Origin of the sequence: Tahibacter harae (genome assembly GCF_024437735.1) — a bacterium.
In the GTDB taxonomy this organism is placed as follows: domain Bacteria; phylum Pseudomonadota; class Gammaproteobacteria; order Xanthomonadales; family Rhodanobacteraceae; genus Tahibacter; species Tahibacter harae.
The window spans coordinates 53,364-67,593 of sequence record NZ_JANFQO010000008.1 but is presented as its reverse complement, the minus strand read 5'-3'; the positions used below and the strand labels follow the sequence as shown (position 1 = coordinate 67,593).

The window sequence follows — 14,230 nt, the reverse complement described above, 5'->3', positions numbered from 1 at the left end:
CTGTTTCTCCTATGCGGCCTTGGCGGCGGCGGCGGGGCGCGACTTCGCGCGCGTGGTGACGCGCCGCTTGCTGCGGGCGCCGGATTTCGAGGCCTTGGCCGTGCCGTTGCGCGGGTCGCTGTCGAGCTTCAGGCCGAGCTTGTCGAGCACGGCGTTCGTCGCGGCGTACTCATCGAGAAGCTCGTCGGCGTCCTCGCCCAGCTCGCGCAGCGCGGCCGGCAGCGTAGTCAATCCCGCACGGATCGCTGCAACGATCGCGGCAATCTCCTTGCCCGGGTCGATCATCTCGCGCCGCGGCATGCCGTGGTCGGCGATGAGGTCGCGCACGGCCATGCCGGTCATTGCCAGGGCTTCGCCGAACCACGCGACGACAGGGTCGAGCAGCTGCGGCGCCAGCGTGAGCCACTGCCACTGCGTGATGTTCCGGCCCATGTCGATATTGCCCATGCGGCCAGAGCTGAAATTGACCCGCGTCAGGTCGCCTGTCAGGGCGGCGTAGGTGATGCCATAGGTCATGGCAATGCGCAGCAGGTAGTGCCGCAGCATCGGGTTGATATCGCTCGCCGGTGGCGGCGTGTTGAACGCGATCTTCTGGCCCGGGCGCAGGTAATCGAAGCGCCCCGGCTGGAAGGCCTCGGACATCGCTGGCTGATTCTGGCCCTGCGGTGCCTGCGGGTTTTCGTCGTAGATGACGCCGACCTGGCAGTTGGCGATCTTCTGGCGGAACAGGAACGCGTCCTCGCAGTCGTCCATGTCGCGGACGGTGACGATATTCGCCGCCCCCCACGGCACGCCGCGCACCTGCTCCGGCCGATCCTGACGGAAGATGTGTAGGATATCGGCCGCGGCGACGAACTCGGACGCCGCCGCGACACCGATCAGGTCGCCCGGATGCTCCGGAAACAGCCAGTAGCCGATACGCTGACCCCAGGCATTGAACTGCACGCCCTGCACGATGCGGCCGCTGTCGAGCAGTTCCGTCTTGCTGTGGTCGAGACGGTCTGGCTCCAGCACCTGCAGCTGCATCGGAATCGCGAAGCCGTCTTCCGGTCGGCGCCAGCGACGTCGAATCAGGCACTCGCCGGCTTCGAACACCGTGCCCCAGATCAGGGCTTGCAGGCCGTACCAGTTGTGGCGGCCGTCGGCGTCGCAGGCGGTGCTGTTTGCCCATGCGTTCCAGCGCTTCTGGGCGGTCTTGTTGGCGCGCAGCTTCGACGTGATGCCATGCCCGATCGTGTGCGCGACCACGGCCTGCTTGGCGCGCAGTACCCAGCCGTTGTTGCGCACCAGGTCGCGGTGTCGGTCGCGCAGTTTCGGCAGGGCCAGCTGCAGCTCGGCGTTGGCGCTGGTGCTGCGCGTGAGCCAGCTGTCGGTGCGGCGGCCATGGGCCGCGCCCTCATAGCGGCGCACCTGGTCGAGCTGGAGGCGATGGCGCGCACGCGCGAGGCCGGCCGCGGGCGACACCCACGAAATAATCTGGTCGAGCAGGTTCATCCCAGGCCCTTGCTGTGCGTCGCGTAGCCCACGGAGCGGCCGTTGTTGGCGCCGACCAGGCCCAGTTCAGCGCGGATGCGATCGCGCAGGCGGATTAGCGCATCCAGGCTCTGGAAGGTTTCCTCGCGGTCGCCGTGGCGCACTTTGAGTGTGCCGCTGGCGATCGCGACTTCCAGTGCTTCGAGCTGGTCGGTGGTAAAGCTCATCGGTGCCCCATCAGATACGGGGCCGGGCGCCGCGCAGGCGGCTCCGGCGGTGGCGGTGGCGGCGCGTCATGCGCTCGCACATCCGGATTTTCATCCCAGGACCTGGCCCACGGCGGCGGGTCGCGCCAGAACTCATCGCGATCGGCGCCGAGGCGAAGAATCGCGATCTCGCACATCACGCCGAGGTCGATTGCCTCGTTGGGCGGCTTGCCTTCCACGCGCTCCCAGCGCCTCGCTGTGCGCGTTTCCGCGGCGAACTCGCGGTAGTAGGAATCCGGCAGCCAGTTCGGGAAGTGGTAGAACCCGGGGCCCGGCGTGCTGCGCAGCACGTCGTTCAGCACGGTGTCTTTCAGCGTGGTCACGTTGACCATCAGCACCGGCACGTCGCCGATTGCGCCGCTGAAGCGGTCGGCGCGATCACTCGCGTCCGGATACCGCTCCTCGATTGTCTTCGCGTTCTCGCGCTCGGCGCCCTTGTAGAGGCGGAAGCGCGTGAACAGGTCGCCGTTGTCCGGGTTGGAGCGCAACCAACGAAAAAATTCGTATGCGCGAGCGGTTACGCCGGCCTTGCCGCCCGAGTCGCAGATCGTGAAGCGCACGGGCATCGTGCGGCCGCTGCCGTCGCCGAGCGGGTATCTCCGCGCCGCGACCTTGTCCTTGATGCGGTGCCAATCCTCGCTGTACAGCGCCGGGTCGATGGGGTGGTACTTCTGCACCCCGTCGACAATCTCCAGCGGTCGCCGCGATGTCTTGATCGGGAAGCGATCGACAATCCAGCGCTCGCGGCCTGGGCCGATACCGACGATCTGCACATCGAACCGCGGCTGTTTACCGGCTTGCACATCGACCTGCGCCAGCAGGAATCGGGCGCCCGGCGGTACCGCGTGTTTTGGCAGCGCCTCCGCGCGCTTTTTCAGCTCGCTGTCTTTCGCGCGCTTGCGCGCCGCGAGGGGCAGATAGACGCGGCCCTGGTCAAGATTCACTGTGGATTTGATGTCCACTTCCGACCCGGTCCTCAGATACGACTGCACTGCGACCGCGTACTTCTCGAGGATGTTGGGCCATGCTGCATAGCAGGCGGCCACGCACGACAGCTGATAGCTGTCGATGTCGGTTTCGATTTCCTCGCCCTGGATCTCGTTGTCCTCGTCCAGGGCGCAGCCGTCCGGCACCCAAACCGACGCTTTGTTGAGCTGCCGCTTCCAGCGCTCCTCAATCGGCACGCCACAGCCGTGGTTGCGGCAGACGACCTTCGAGAACTTCTTCGCCCAGGTGCGCGGCTCGACGCCGGCCAGGTCGTCGGTCAGTTGATCCAGCGGCGGCAGGCAGAACATCACGTGGATGTCCGGATGGAGCTGCAGAGGCCGATGGCATTCCGGGCAGCGCCAGTACAGCCAGTTTCGCGTGCCGCTGTTGTACAGCGCGGTGATGCCTGTTGCCGGCGGTGCCATGTGCGGAAAGCCCGGCGGAGGCTCCCAGCTGGCGTCGCGGTACTCGCGGCGCACAGAGGATTCAACCACCACTTTGCCGGCCGACAGGTACGTCTGTGTGCGCATTGCGGCCAGTTGGTACAACGTGCCTTCGCCGTCAATATCGTCGTCGGCCAAGTCGTATTCGGTGATCGCCACGTACTGAAAATCGCGGGCGGACAGCTGCGCGCCGGACGGCCAGCCGATTGACAGCACATCCCCAGCGCGCCAGATCTTGTCGAAAGTATTGTCGTCCTGCTTGCGCGGCGACAGCCTGCTGCGCAACTCCGGGGAAGCCTGGATGATCCGGTCCAGCCGAATCTTGCTGTAGTAGCGCGCCAGGTCCTGGCTGGCGTGCACCAGCAACTGGTCGCCCGGCGCATAGACGCGGTTGCGCGCGGTCCAGCCGTCGATCAGCGCCGCGGACTTGCTGCAGCGGCCAGGGCCGGCAAAGACCACCGCCTTGCGCCGGCGCGAAGCCAGGGCATCGCACGGCTTGCGCATGTACGGCGACAGCTCGCCGTCGTAACGACCCGAAGCGGTATGCAGCACCTCGCATACTGCGTCGAATACGCTGATATCGGCCGGTGGCGCATACATGGGGGCTGTCTCGACCCGAAGGTCACGAGCGGATGCGTACATCGTCGTCCTCGCCCGCCTCAAAGTCGCCGATGGCAGCCGCCAGATCTTCGCCAAGGCGACGCACCAAGCGCTCCAGCGCCTCGGTGTACTCCGGTGGGCACCGCGTATCGCGCTCGAAGGTGTCCGCCAGCGTCCGGTGAAATCGCGATACGGTCTTGGCCACGAATGCCAACTCGTCCTTGGCCTGGGGCGCCAGCACAAGCTGTCCACACTCGGCCAAGAACCTCAGCCGCTCGTTCTCGGCTTGGTAATGCGCCTTCCGATCCGTCGGCGTCATCTTCAATGGGTCGAGGTGGCCGTCCTCCCCCGAATCATCCGGCCGCGCGTACAGGGCCGGGATTACGTCCCGCAGCCGATACACCGGGTGGCCGGCCCGCCGTGCCGCCGGCTTCACACCGTAGGCCGCGATGCGCTTTCGCAGGGCATCCCGGTCCATTCCCAGCTCGTCGGCCAGGCGGCGGAGAGAGAACGACATCACGCCGTCGGCCAGATGCGTCACTTCACCCATAAATCCGCCAGTCCCGCCAGTATCTAGCCCTTGTCCCGCTTAGATTTCAGCCTTGTGGTGGTGGCGGCCTAGAAATCCGAAAAAACTGTCGAAACCCGCGAGTCGTTGCCCCCGTGGTTGGGGGGCGCCTGGGGAGGACCCGCGCCCCCCTGGTGTTGCTGCGACGCAACATGGCAGATTGCCTGGTCGGTGGAGCGGTCAGGGCGCGTCGGGCGTGTGCAGATCGGCGAGACCGGACTTGTCAGCGTTGCAGCTGTGTAGCGCCGGCGCCCAGCCCACGCCTATCCATCCTGCGAGGTCTCGATACGTCGTACCGGCCGAGGAGGAATCGGGGTCGGTGCCGTCAGCGCTGACGGTGCGGGCGCGTACTGCAGCACCGGCACCAGCACGGACTGGGTTGGCGTCGGCGCCAGCCTGGCCAAAGGCCGCGACATCGAGCACCCGGATAACAGCAGCAGGGACAGGCTGATCAGCACACCGGTCAGCAGAGAGTTCATACGCATGGGCCAGCTCCTGCTGGGTGGATGTAAGGGCGCGCTCGGCCTGGGCCCGGGCGCGTTCGCGCTCGCCCAGGATGGCCTGGGTCAGCGTGTCCATGGCCGTGCGCGTGCCGATGCAGCGATTCAGCCCCTGCTCGAATGCCTGAGCCCTGCCCTCTGCATCAGCGGCCTGGGTGTAGCGCACAGCAGCGGCGGCGTGCGCCTGCATCAGCGACACAGACAGCGCCTGGCGCGCGCTGATGTCGCCGGCGGCGCGGGCATCGGCAACAGCGCCCGCGTGCCAGTGCCAGGCCCACAGCGCCACAGCCGCAGCCAGGTAGACAGGCAGGGGCACAGCACGCAGCAAGCGCCAGGTGCCACCGAGCAGCGAACCGAGCATGGCGCCCATGGTCAGCTGTCCTTCTTGCGGTTGAGGTAGTTGCCGGCATAGGCCATCAGCCCCTCGGCGCCCACATGCGCGCATAAGCTGGCCAGGCCATAGATCGCCGGCGGCGGCAGGTCCGTCCACAGTGCCAGGGCAACGCCGGAGATCAGGGCTGTGGTGCCGCCCACCAGGGAGCGCCCGACGAGCGCGCGCCAGGTAATGGGCTCTGCCGTGACCAACAACTTGCTCAACGCAACAGCGACGCCGACGGCGATCATGCCGAGCAGGGTCTGATCGTGCTGGCTCATGGCGTGGTGGTTTCCGTGTTTCATGCCGACACCCTCGTCAGCCAATGGGTCAGTTAGCCAGTGCGCGCTCTGCGCGCTCCCAGCGCGCAATGCGATCGTCCAGGCCGTTGTTCCCGCCGTTGATCCGGCGGACGATGCCGGCGAAGTCGCCGGCGTCAGCGAGTGCGGCCATGCCGTGGATGCGCCAGAACCAGCCCGCACTGCGTGCTGCAGGGGCTTCCAGCTCCAGCAATTCCGGTTGCGCTGCAAGGTCGAGTCCGAGCGCGCTGCCGCAGCGCATGTGGTTCGTGCGGCCCGTGACCTGGATCAGGCCGTGGCCTGCAAAGCGGCGGCCGTCGCCGGGCTCGGTATTGCCCAGCAGCCACGCGAGGCGATTACGCGCAAAGGCCTTTTCGCGGGCTTGCTCCGCCGTCGCCGGCCATGGCTGTTCGAAGTCGCGCTCGTAGCGCAGCTGTTGCGGCGTTGGTCCCCACAGCTCGCGCGTGTGGCGGAAGCCGCCGGACTCGTGCCCGATGTTGGCCAGCCACATAGTGAAATGCCGCGGATTCAGGATGCCGAATTCGACCGCGGCCAGCGACACCGGGCCGACCCAGCGCAACGCAGTCGCGTTCGAGCACCCCGTGGCACGGGCGAAGGTTGCGACGTCCATATCAGCGGCCAGTGCGCCAGTACAGAACGCTGGCAGTTGCGGCGGCGAGCAAGGCGCCGGCCATCCACAGCTGCCAGTCGGCGATGCTCACGCGCCACGGCTCCGGGCCCTCAGCTCGGCGCCGACGCGACGGCAGTAGGCGTCGAAATCGGGCCACGACTGCGCGCGAACGGACAGCACCGTCACTCCGCCGCCGATGACATCGGCCAGGCGCTGGCGGCCGAGGATGTAGCCGCCGAAGGGGCGGCCTTCGACCGGTCCCTGTTCGACTTCGAACGCGCGCGGTGAGACGTTGCAGCGGTTCAGGAGCTCCGTCTCGGCCACGGTGCCGCCCTGCTGGAACACGAGCGGCGGCGCACTGGTGCCGGCGATCGAGCCGTCGGCGTTGCAGTAGGTGTTGCGGTACACGCGGGCGCGCTGCACGTCGGACAGCTTCTCGGAGAGGGCGCCATTCAGCTGGAGATTGACCAGGAACCAGGTACTGGCCCCGAATGCCTCCACAGACGCCGCGGTCTGCACGACGCCGTCGCGGAACGCGGTGATCGGCGCGGCCCCGGCGGGCGGCCCCGAAACCGCGGTGCCCGTGGGCGCGTCCGCCGCGGCCAGCTGATCGCGCAGGCGGAAGCCCAGCAGCGGCCATATCTTGGTCTCAGCGCTGCGGCGCGCGGCGAGGCGACCGACTTCGGGATCGAAGTTCGCCGGGCTGGCGCATGCGCTCTCGCCGGTGACCGTGAATCCGTTGTCCAGCACCAGTACGCAGAACGTGAGGCGGTTCAGCGACTCGGCGCGGCCAGCGGGGCGCGTGCCAAGTTCCGAGGCACCCATGACGCCGTCGGCGGCGGTGAAATAGAACTCGCTCTTGATGGAGGCCTGCACGTCGGCCGGCGTGACGCGCGGCGCAGACAGGCCCTTGGCCGCGATGGCGGCCTGAATCGGATCGTTCATGACTTCCTCGTGCGACAAAAGACACGGCTGTGCGGCGGCGCTTGCGCCCGCGGCTCCGAGATGGGAGGCCGGCGCCTGTCGGCGCAGTCAAAGCTGAAGGTGGTCCGACGGCCGGCCAGAAACGAAAAAACCCGGCCGGGGCCGGGTTTCAGTGACAGCTATCGAGCGTGATGGATCTTACACAGTTTCTGTGCGCACACAAGGAGCATTGCGGCGTGCGGCGGCGCCCGGCCATGGGTAGGATGCTCACAACAAAGGGGGTGTTATGAAAGTGTTTATTTCGTGGTCGGGGGCGCGGAGCAAGGCAGTCGCTGAGCTGCTGTCCGATTGGATCAGCTGTGTGCTTCAGAACTGCAGGCCATGGATATCAACACGCGACATTGATCGCGGCTCGCTGTGGTTCAGCGAAATTCACGATCAGTTGAAGGACACATCTATCGGTGTGGTGGTGTTGACGATGGAAAACCGTGAGCGGCCGTGGATTCTCTTCGAGGCCGGTGCGCTCGCGAAAGGTCTATCAACATCTCGCGTTTGCACGCTGCTGGTTGACCTGGAGGCCAAGGACATCCAAGACCCACTTGCGCAGTTCAATCATACGGTGCCGAACCGCGAAGGCATGAAAAATCTGGTGTTCACGCTCAATGCGGCGCTTGGAGAGAACAGGCTTCGTGACCGCACAGTCACGGATGTGTTTGACACCTATTGGCCGCAATTCGAACACAGCTTTGCGGAGGCCCTTAAGGAAAACAAGCCAGGAAAAGCGCCCCCTTTGCGCCAGCAAGGTGATGTGTTGAACGAGATTCTCGAGGTGACGCGCGCGCTAAGTAACCGCATGCGCGAGCTTGAGTTGCAAACAATGCCGGGTATTGGTGAGATCGGCCCAAATCTCAAACTGCATAGTAAAAGACTGGACCGATGGGCCAAGTCGCCTGCGGGTTCGAACGCTGACGGACAAAAGCTCTTTTTTGACGCAAATGGCAGGAAGTATTACATCCAGCACGGGTTATGGCGCGACGTTAGTTCTGAAGGTGAAGATGGTAAGCCAGAGGGCGGGATAGAACAGCTCTGAGTCACGCGGCTCTTGATATCTGCGCCAGCGACCCCGCCACCCGCTGAAAACCTAGGTCGTGGTAGGCGTAGTACTGCCGCGGCCCCATCTCCAGGCCCGTGAGCAAGCGCGCCGTCTCCAGGCGCTCGACGCGCTGCCGGCCGGTACCGCAGTAGAAGGCCCTGAGCACGGAAGCGAGCAGGGGCGCGTCCAGGGCTATGCCGTGGACAATGTCCTCGATCTGCATTTCCGTCGGCGGAATCAACAGCGGCCGCCAGCCGGTCGGCCTCGGCGGCATCTCGCCCTTGTGCTCGATCAGGACCTGCAGCATGTCCTTCGACTTGTGGCCCAGGATTTCGGCGTCGCGGTGCAGGGCAAATTCCCGGCCCCAGGCATCCAGGCGCCGGCGGACGTAGGCGTCGAATAGGCTGACCTGGGTCATGCCGCCACCGCGAGTTCGTTGAAGGCGATGCCGACGTCTTCGCGCAGCTGCTCCAGCGCGACGACCTTGGTGTAAGCGCCGACCAGGACCGCGGCCGTGACGCATTCGCGGGGCTTGCCCAGCTTCAGCTGCAGGCCATGCGAGGTATCGAGCAGGTAGATCTCGCGCGGCTGCCTGGGGTCGCGCTGCAGGCGCTGCCAGGCGTCGTCGATCATGTCCTGGTCCAGGCGACGCCGGCCGGTCCCGGCCATCGGGGTTTTCACACGACGATGGAATGCTTGCCCCATTACGCGGCCTCCTCAGACTGCTCGATCTCGATGGTGATGCGCACCGCCAGGGGGCGGCCGCGGGCTTGTTCGTAGCGCCAGTGGTAGCGGCTGTCGCGGTCGTCGATACCGACGGCGTCGGCGATGCCGTCGCGGACGTGTTTCAGCGCGCCCTGCAGGTTGTCGCTGTCGAGCGCGCGCGGGCCGACCCGCACCAGCGTCACCTGTAGCGGCATCTCCAGCGGCTGACCGCCCCGGGCCGTGATCGCGCGCTCCAGCGCCCGGGCAGCCTCCTGCCGCTGTTTCTTGGCCCGGCGCTGGCGCTCCCGCCAATGGGTGTGGGTGTTGGCTTCGCTCACGGTTTCGATGGGGAGCTCGAGCTCGATCACGCCCGCGCCTCCCGCCAGGCCCTGCGCGCGGCCTGGACCAGGTCGTGGGCCAGTGCCGCGGCTTCGCCGGCGGCCGTGCGCACGGCTTCGTAGACGAGGACGAATTCGCGCGCCAGCTGCTGGATGAGCTCGCGCATGTTCAGACCACCAGCGCCAGGTGGTCGCTGGCCCGGGTCACGGCGACATAAAGGGCCCGGTTGTAGCTGAAGTCGTCCTGGATGCGGTGGATGTCGCTGAGGTCGATCAGCGCCGTATGCAGGGTGCTGCCCTGGCTCTTGTGAACGGTCATGGCGTAGATGTGGCGCAGCGGCGCGAATGCGTTCTTGAGCGCCCACGCCTGCTTGATGAGATCGCGCCGGCGCTCGTCCTTCGCGGCATCGCGTTGCAGCGCCAGTTCGCCTTTCAGTTGGGCGGCTTCGCTGAACAGCTGCGAGATCTGGCGCTGCAGCTGGTCCTGGCTGTCGGCGTACCAGCACACGACCTTCGCCCCGGTTTCGCGTTCGAGGATGAGCGCCCAAGCCTGGATTTGCGGGTAGTACGGGTGGTTGGCGCGCTCGATCGACAGCACCGTGCATTCTTCGCTGTTGAACAGGGTTTGGCGCGGCGCCCGTGCAGGATCGGCGCCGACGCCGTGCATGCGCGCGTCGTGGCTCTCCTGCAGCATCACGATCTCGCCGGCGGCGAAGGGCGTGGCCGTGCCATGCAGGGCGGCATGGATTTCGTGGTTGTAGTCGACCACGGCCTGGTTGCGGAACGCGAGGATACGGGTGTCGTGGCCGTCGCGGATGTCGTACAGCGCCCACGACAGCAGCGTATCCCGGCCACCGCCGACATAGCAGGCGTTCGACGGCGCCGGCGGGCAGCCCTCGGCCAGCTCCATGTGCGGCATACGCTGCCCGCGCTCGATCGCGCGCCGGATCGACAGCGACAGCCCGATGATGGGGTTGTCACGGGCTTGGCGGACGACGTCCGTGAGCACGGCCTTGTGCTGGACGCGGGTGAATGTCGGCGAGCTGTCGGCGTTGGCGCGGCGGCCATCCACCGGCGGCAGCTGCGCGGGATCGCCAACGAACAGGATCCGTGTCCCCGACGCCGCCGCGCTCTGCATGAGCCGGTTGAAGAGTTCGTCGCCGAGCATGCTGCATTCGTCGACCACGATCAGGGAGAAGTCGCGGACCCGGTTCTCGCCCTCGGGGCGGCATTCGTGGGTGCCGTCGTCGCGCTCTTTCATGCGCAGGCCCATGAAGCTGTGGATGCTGCCGAAGTCAACGCCGACGATTTCGCCGGCGGCCTCGATCTTTTCCCGGAGCACGGCCACGGCCTTGTTGGTCGGCGCCGCCACGCCAATGGCCTGGCGCGCGGCGAGCTCGCGCACGATGGCGGCGACGAGGAAGGTCTTGCCGGTGCCGGCGTACCCCTCGAGCGTCATCACCAGCGCGTCGTGGGCGCCGTTGGCGAAGCCGGTGATGGCGGTGTACGCGGCCTGTTGTTGGGCTGTCAGCTGCATTTTCGTGGTCTCTGAAATGGTAGAGAAATTCCTCTACTGTCTCTCTCTACCGCTTTTGTGACGTAAGCTTTTGACGGCGTTGAAAAACAGGGAAACGGTAGAGTGGTAGACCTATAGGGGTTTTTTCATCTTTTCCCTATAGGAGGTCTCTACCTCTACCGTAGTGGGTGAAAAACGAAAAAATTCAGTGCGTTGCGCGGTAGAGAAAGTGGTAGAGAGCGCCTCTACCGTCTCTACCATTTGCGGGTGTGCGCAGGCGCTCATGCCGTCACCACCAGTGTTTTCTTCACGAACTTCGCCGCGACCAGCGTTTTCTTGCGCTCGCCTTCCTTCGTGATCTCGACGAGGTCGCCGTCGTCGAGCAGGCCATCTATGAGCTTGGCCCGCTTCTCGTTGTCGCGGATGGCGCGGTACGCCCAGCAGAAGTTGGGTAGCTTCGCGCGGGGGATGCCTTCACCGCGGCGCGCGGCAATAGCCGCAATTACCTTCTGCGCGACGTCGATCTTTCCGTCCTCGTTGCCGAGGGTGTCGTAGCGTTCGAGCCAGGCCCTGAGTGCGGCGACGGTGTAGCTGCAGGCCCAGGCCAGGATCTCGCGCGACGCCAGTGGGCTTGCGGGATCGGCCCAGGCGCCCAGGGCGGTAGCGATGCGCTTGGCCTGGGCTTGCGCGGCCAGGACCAGGGGCGCGTGCGCAGGGGTGTCGCTGACGCCGGCGATCGCCGCCGCATACTCGTCGAAGGCGGTGGCGAACCGGACCCGGATCAGGTTGGGCCGACTGCAGGGCTGCTGGCCGTAGATCTCGGCCTGGCTGTAGCTGCCGGGCCGATGCTCGAGGCGGCGCACGCGGCGGAAGGCATCGACCAGTGCCGCGGGCGCGCCTTCGTTGGTCGGTGTCCCCGACAGCCGCTCCTGCGTCTCGGCGACGATCGGGAGCTGGTACTGCAGTAGGCCCCGGCACAGCTCCCCGCGCTGCAGCAGCGCCCCCATCTGCTCGAAGGTGCTGATCAGCACCGTCGTCAGCGCCGGCGAGTGAATGACCAGCTGCTCGTCGGTGGACTGGGGGCGCAGGCCGGCTTCGGCGGCGCTGTCGAGGTAGATGTTGCTGCCGACGTAGGCGTCGGCCATCACGGCGAAGGTCTGGTCCAGCACGCCCGAGGGCTGCCGCTTCGCGAACTGCGCGAGGTGGCCGAAATCGTTCACGACGTGGATGCACGCCGGCGCCTTGAACAGGGCGCTGTAGATGTTGCTGGGCGCGTTGGCGCGGGTGCCGCGCTGCATGCGCTGGCAGCCGCAGTCCTCGAGCAAGCGCGCGATGGCGTCGCGGACGTAGTTGCTCAGGATCGCGGATTCTGTGACGACGCCCAGGCAGAGATGGGCGGGGCTGCCGTCGTCGCCGACATAGACCCGGCTCGCGGCCAGGCCGGTGACGGCGAGCACGGTCTGCCGCGTCACATCCGGATGCGTGAGCCCGTACCGGCGCCGGATCCAGGCCGCGGCCTCCTCAAGGATGGGAACCGGGAAGGGATCGCGCTGGGCCTGGCCCTGCGCGGGTTCGACGATCTCGATGCGTGGCGTGGCGTTGCAGTAGGCGATCGCGGCTTCCGCGCGCTCGTCAAATTGCTGCGCCTTCGCCGATGCGGGGTTGACCCAGCCCGCGGCCTGCGCCAGCGCGAAGATGGTCTGCAGCTGCACGCCGTTGGCTTTGTTGCTGAAGCTGTTCCAGACCCTGCGCTGGTCGGCGGCATTGAACTTTTCCGACAGCTGCGACCACTCCGTCCAGATCGCGAATGCGTTTTGGGCGCCGGTGCTGTGCAAGGCCATGCCCACCGTCAACCAGGTGTCGCGGCTGTCGCCGTCGACGAAGGCGAGGGCGCTGCGCAGCTCCAGGTGCTGCTGGGGCGGGATGAGGCCGACGGCGACCACGGGTGCGGCCTGGGCCAGGCCCTGGGCTGAAACCATCCACGCCGGCGCCGGCGCGCAGGCTGCGCCATCCAGGGGGCTGCTGCTCGCTTCCCAGGCGTAGTGGTTGCCGCTGATGTGCCGCGACGGCTCGACGACGATGTAGGCGCCGTCGCCGCGCTTGAGGTCAACGCCTTTCCCCAGCTTGCCCGGGTAGTGGGCGCCGGCCGCGGCGGCGTAGACGTGGTGGGTGCCACCGCCGCCAGTGATCGCGAGCCAGGTGTCGGGTAGGCGGCCATGCTGCGCCTCCAGCATCTCCAGCGCTATGTCGCCGCCGTTTCGCGGGTCGGTGTCGACGACGACGAAACCGCCGAGGGCGAGGCCGATGTTGGCCTGCGGCCACGCCTCCCACCAGGCAGCGACCGCGGCGGCGTCGGTGCTGGCGTCTTTGACGCCGTTGACCGTGAGCGGGTGCTTGGCCGGGCTACGGCAGTCGCTGTCGGCGCAGCTGCAGCCCAGGGCGGTGCCGGCGGCCACGACCCAGTGCAGCGGAAACACGGCGAGCCCGCGCGCGGCATAGGCGGCGGCGTACTCGGCCAGCGTGCGCGGCGATTCCGTCACGCGCCACCGTCGAGCTGCAGCGCGGGCGCGGGGTCGCCGACCACGCGCAGGTGAAAGCCGTCCCAGGTGACGGTGCGCGCGGTCTGTACGCCGCCGCTCTGCTGCTGCACGATGGCATCGATCGCGACAAAGTCGGCGCGATGCAGGGAAATGGCATCAGGCAAGGCCCGCCCCCCCTTGATCATGTACGCCTTCATCTTGTCGAACTGCTGCAGGACCTGCGTCACCCGCTTCGGCAGGGTGTAGGCGGAAAGCGCGGCGCTGGTCACGCGCGCCGGCGGTGCCTGGTTCGTGGTCGTCATGGGTTCACCCGGCCGCTCAGGGCCTCGCTCAGGACGCGCGAGCGCATGCGCTCGGCCTCCAGTTTTTCTTCGAGCTCGCGGATGCGGCGCTCGTTTTCGGATTCGCGCTTGCGCACCGTGCTGATGTCGTAGCCGCGCATGTGCAGCATCCACAGCAGCGGCACGTCGTTGCCGACCCTGTCCAGGAACAGCGACAGCCGCTCCCACTTGATGCCTTCTTGGCCGGACTTGATCCGCGACCACTGGCCCTTGTCCATGCAGGCATTGGCGCTTTCTTGCTTGTCGAAGTCGAAGCCTGCGATTTCGGCGGCCAAGCCGATGGCGTCGCCGAAACTGCGCTTTCGCGCGATCTCGTCGACCGAGACTTTTCCGAGTGGCAGCGAGGGTTGCGCAACAGGACTCATGGGCGTTGTGTTTGGTTGAGAGGTGTAAATCGGTAAAAAAAGGGGCGGCAGGCTGCCGCCCCAATGGGCCCCACGGTCACAACGAAATGAAGAATCCCAGCGCGCAGAGACAGGCACCGACGACCATGCCGCCGGCGAAGACGGCCGCGGCTTCGACGCGGGTGTATACGGGGTCGGAACAGGAGGGCGGTTCCGGCGGCAGCAACACCATCGCGCCGGGGCCCGGACTTTGTGGAGAAGGCGGATCTCCGGCATGCTGCGGGGCGCC

At 66.7% G+C, this 14,230-nt stretch carries 17 protein-coding genes; 1 reads left to right on the top strand and 16 read right to left on the bottom strand.

Going from position 1 to position 14,230, the window contains the following annotated elements:
* Positions 1-9 precede the first annotated feature (9 nt).
* The 8 genes from NM961_RS10465 to NM961_RS10430 form a co-directional block, all read right to left on the bottom strand.
* Entirely contained in the window at positions 10-1,494 is a 1,485-nt protein-coding gene (locus tag NM961_RS10465; protein WP_255914199.1) for a phage portal protein, read from the bottom strand.
* On the bottom strand, positions 1,491-1,700 hold the full coding sequence (locus NM961_RS10460; RefSeq protein ID WP_255914198.1) for a phage head-tail joining protein: 210 nt from the start codon (positions 1,698-1,700) through the stop codon (positions 1,491-1,493). The genes NM961_RS10465 and NM961_RS10460 overlap by 4 nt, the downstream gene beginning before the upstream one ends.
* Positions 1,697-3,769 (bottom strand): terminase gpA endonuclease subunit, encoded by a 2,073-nt coding sequence (locus NM961_RS10455; RefSeq protein WP_255914197.1) that lies wholly within the window; start codon positions 3,767-3,769, stop codon positions 1,697-1,699. Before NM961_RS10455 ends, NM961_RS10460 begins: the two co-directional genes overlap by 4 nt.
* Positions 3,770-3,791: 22 nt before the next feature.
* A complete protein-coding gene (locus NM961_RS10450; protein ID WP_255914196.1) occupies positions 3,792-4,310 on the bottom strand; it encodes a DUF1441 family protein in 519 nt (172 codons plus the stop codon).
* Positions 4,311-4,517: 207 nt separating this feature from the next.
* Positions 4,518-5,207 carry a hypothetical protein gene (locus NM961_RS10445; protein ID WP_255914195.1) on the bottom strand — a complete coding sequence of 230 codons (690 nt, stop codon included), beginning with the start codon at positions 5,205-5,207 and terminating at the stop codon, positions 4,518-4,520.
* Between the two features lie 2 nt (positions 5,208-5,209).
* Complete coding sequence (locus NM961_RS10440) at positions 5,210-5,491, bottom strand: phage holin family protein (protein WP_255914194.1); 282 nt, start codon at positions 5,489-5,491, stop codon at positions 5,210-5,212.
* A gap of 49 nt (positions 5,492-5,540) precedes the next feature.
* A complete protein-coding gene (locus tag NM961_RS10435) occupies positions 5,541-6,140 on the bottom strand; it encodes a glycoside hydrolase family 19 protein (protein ID WP_255914193.1) in 600 nt (199 codons plus the stop codon).
* An 87-nt stretch (positions 6,141-6,227) separates the two neighbouring features.
* Positions 6,228-7,085 (bottom strand): Gp49 family protein, encoded by an 858-nt coding sequence (locus tag NM961_RS10430; protein WP_255914192.1) that lies wholly within the window; start codon positions 7,083-7,085, stop codon positions 6,228-6,230.
* 265 nt (positions 7,086-7,350) lie between these two features.
* Here NM961_RS10430 and NM961_RS10425 point away from each other — a divergent pair, with 265 nt between their 5' ends.
* Positions 7,351-8,154 carry a TIR domain-containing protein gene (locus NM961_RS10425; RefSeq protein WP_255914191.1) on the top strand — a complete coding sequence of 268 codons (804 nt, stop codon included), beginning with the start codon at positions 7,351-7,353 and terminating at the stop codon, positions 8,152-8,154.
* A 1-nt stretch (position 8,155) separates the two neighbouring features.
* Here the strand turns inward: NM961_RS10425 and NM961_RS10420 are convergent, their stop codons facing one another.
* The 8 genes from NM961_RS10420 to NM961_RS10385 form a co-directional block, all read right to left on the bottom strand.
* Entirely contained in the window at positions 8,156-8,575 is a 420-nt protein-coding gene (locus tag NM961_RS10420) for a hypothetical protein (RefSeq protein ID WP_255914190.1), read from the bottom strand.
* Complete coding sequence (locus tag NM961_RS10415) at positions 8,572-8,862, bottom strand: hypothetical protein (protein WP_255914189.1); 291 nt, start codon at positions 8,860-8,862, stop codon at positions 8,572-8,574. The genes NM961_RS10420 and NM961_RS10415 overlap by 4 nt, the downstream gene beginning before the upstream one ends.
* Positions 8,862-9,230 carry a hypothetical protein gene (locus tag NM961_RS10410; protein WP_255914188.1) on the bottom strand — a complete coding sequence of 123 codons (369 nt, stop codon included), beginning with the start codon at positions 9,228-9,230 and terminating at the stop codon, positions 8,862-8,864. Before NM961_RS10410 ends, NM961_RS10415 begins: the two co-directional genes overlap by 1 nt.
* Complete coding sequence (locus NM961_RS10405) at positions 9,227-9,367, bottom strand: hypothetical protein (RefSeq protein ID WP_255914187.1); 141 nt, start codon at positions 9,365-9,367, stop codon at positions 9,227-9,229. Before NM961_RS10405 ends, NM961_RS10410 begins: the two co-directional genes overlap by 4 nt.
* A 2-nt stretch (positions 9,368-9,369) precedes the next feature.
* The gene (locus tag NM961_RS10400; RefSeq protein WP_255914186.1) at positions 9,370-10,737 is read right to left on the bottom strand and encodes an ATP-dependent DNA helicase; all 1,368 of its coding nucleotides are present in this window, start codon (positions 10,735-10,737) and stop codon (positions 9,370-9,372) included.
* Positions 10,738-10,997: 260 nt separating this feature from the next.
* Positions 10,998-13,256 (bottom strand): bifunctional DNA primase/polymerase, encoded by a 2,259-nt coding sequence (locus tag NM961_RS10395; protein ID WP_255914184.1) that lies wholly within the window; start codon positions 13,254-13,256, stop codon positions 10,998-11,000.
* Positions 13,253-13,558, bottom strand: coding sequence for a hypothetical protein (locus NM961_RS10390; protein ID WP_255914183.1), 306 nt, complete (start codon positions 13,556-13,558; stop codon positions 13,253-13,255). The genes NM961_RS10395 and NM961_RS10390 overlap by 4 nt, the downstream gene beginning before the upstream one ends.
* Entirely contained in the window at positions 13,555-13,962 is a 408-nt protein-coding gene (locus NM961_RS10385) for a hypothetical protein (protein ID WP_255914182.1), read from the bottom strand. Before NM961_RS10385 ends, NM961_RS10390 begins: the two co-directional genes overlap by 4 nt.
* Positions 13,963-14,230: the final 268 nt, after the last annotated feature.

Excerpts from the sequence above, each read along its gene's own strand:
- NM961_RS10465 (WP_255914199.1), bottom strand. The coding sequence starts at position 1,494 with ATGAACCTGCTCGACCAGATTATTTCGTGGGTGTCGCCCGCGGCCGGC.
- NM961_RS10460 (WP_255914198.1), bottom strand. The coding sequence starts at position 1,700 with ATGAGCTTTACCACCGACCAGCTCGAAGCACTGGAAGTCGCGATCGCC.
- NM961_RS10455 (WP_255914197.1), bottom strand. The coding sequence starts at position 3,769 with ATGTATGCGCCACCGGCCGATATCAGCGTATTCGACGCAGTATGCGAG.
- NM961_RS10445 (WP_255914195.1), bottom strand. The coding sequence starts at position 5,207 with ATGGGCGCCATGCTCGGTTCGCTGCTCGGTGGCACCTGGCGCTTGCTG.
- NM961_RS10440 (WP_255914194.1), bottom strand. The coding sequence starts at position 5,491 with ATGAGCCAGCACGATCAGACCCTGCTCGGCATGATCGCCGTCGGCGTC.
- NM961_RS10435 (WP_255914193.1), bottom strand. The coding sequence starts at position 6,140 with ATGGACGTCGCAACCTTCGCCCGTGCCACGGGGTGCTCGAACGCGACT.
- NM961_RS10430 (WP_255914192.1), bottom strand. The coding sequence starts at position 7,085 with ATGAACGATCCGATTCAGGCCGCCATCGCGGCCAAGGGCCTGTCTGCG.
- NM961_RS10425 (WP_255914191.1), top strand. The coding sequence starts at position 7,351 with ATGAAAGTGTTTATTTCGTGGTCGGGGGCGCGGAGCAAGGCAGTCGCT.
- NM961_RS10420 (WP_255914190.1), bottom strand. The coding sequence starts at position 8,575 with ATGACCCAGGTCAGCCTATTCGACGCCTACGTCCGCCGGCGCCTGGAT.
- NM961_RS10415 (WP_255914189.1), bottom strand. The coding sequence starts at position 8,862 with ATGGGGCAAGCATTCCATCGTCGTGTGAAAACCCCGATGGCCGGGACC.
- NM961_RS10405 (WP_255914187.1), bottom strand. The coding sequence starts at position 9,367 with ATGCGCGAGCTCATCCAGCAGCTGGCGCGCGAATTCGTCCTCGTCTAC.
- NM961_RS10400 (WP_255914186.1), bottom strand. The coding sequence starts at position 10,737 with ATGCAGCTGACAGCCCAACAACAGGCCGCGTACACCGCCATCACCGGC.
- NM961_RS10390 (WP_255914183.1), bottom strand. The coding sequence starts at position 13,558 with ATGACGACCACGAACCAGGCACCGCCGGCGCGCGTGACCAGCGCCGCG.
- NM961_RS10385 (WP_255914182.1), bottom strand. The coding sequence starts at position 13,962 with ATGAGTCCTGTTGCGCAACCCTCGCTGCCACTCGGAAAAGTCTCGGTC.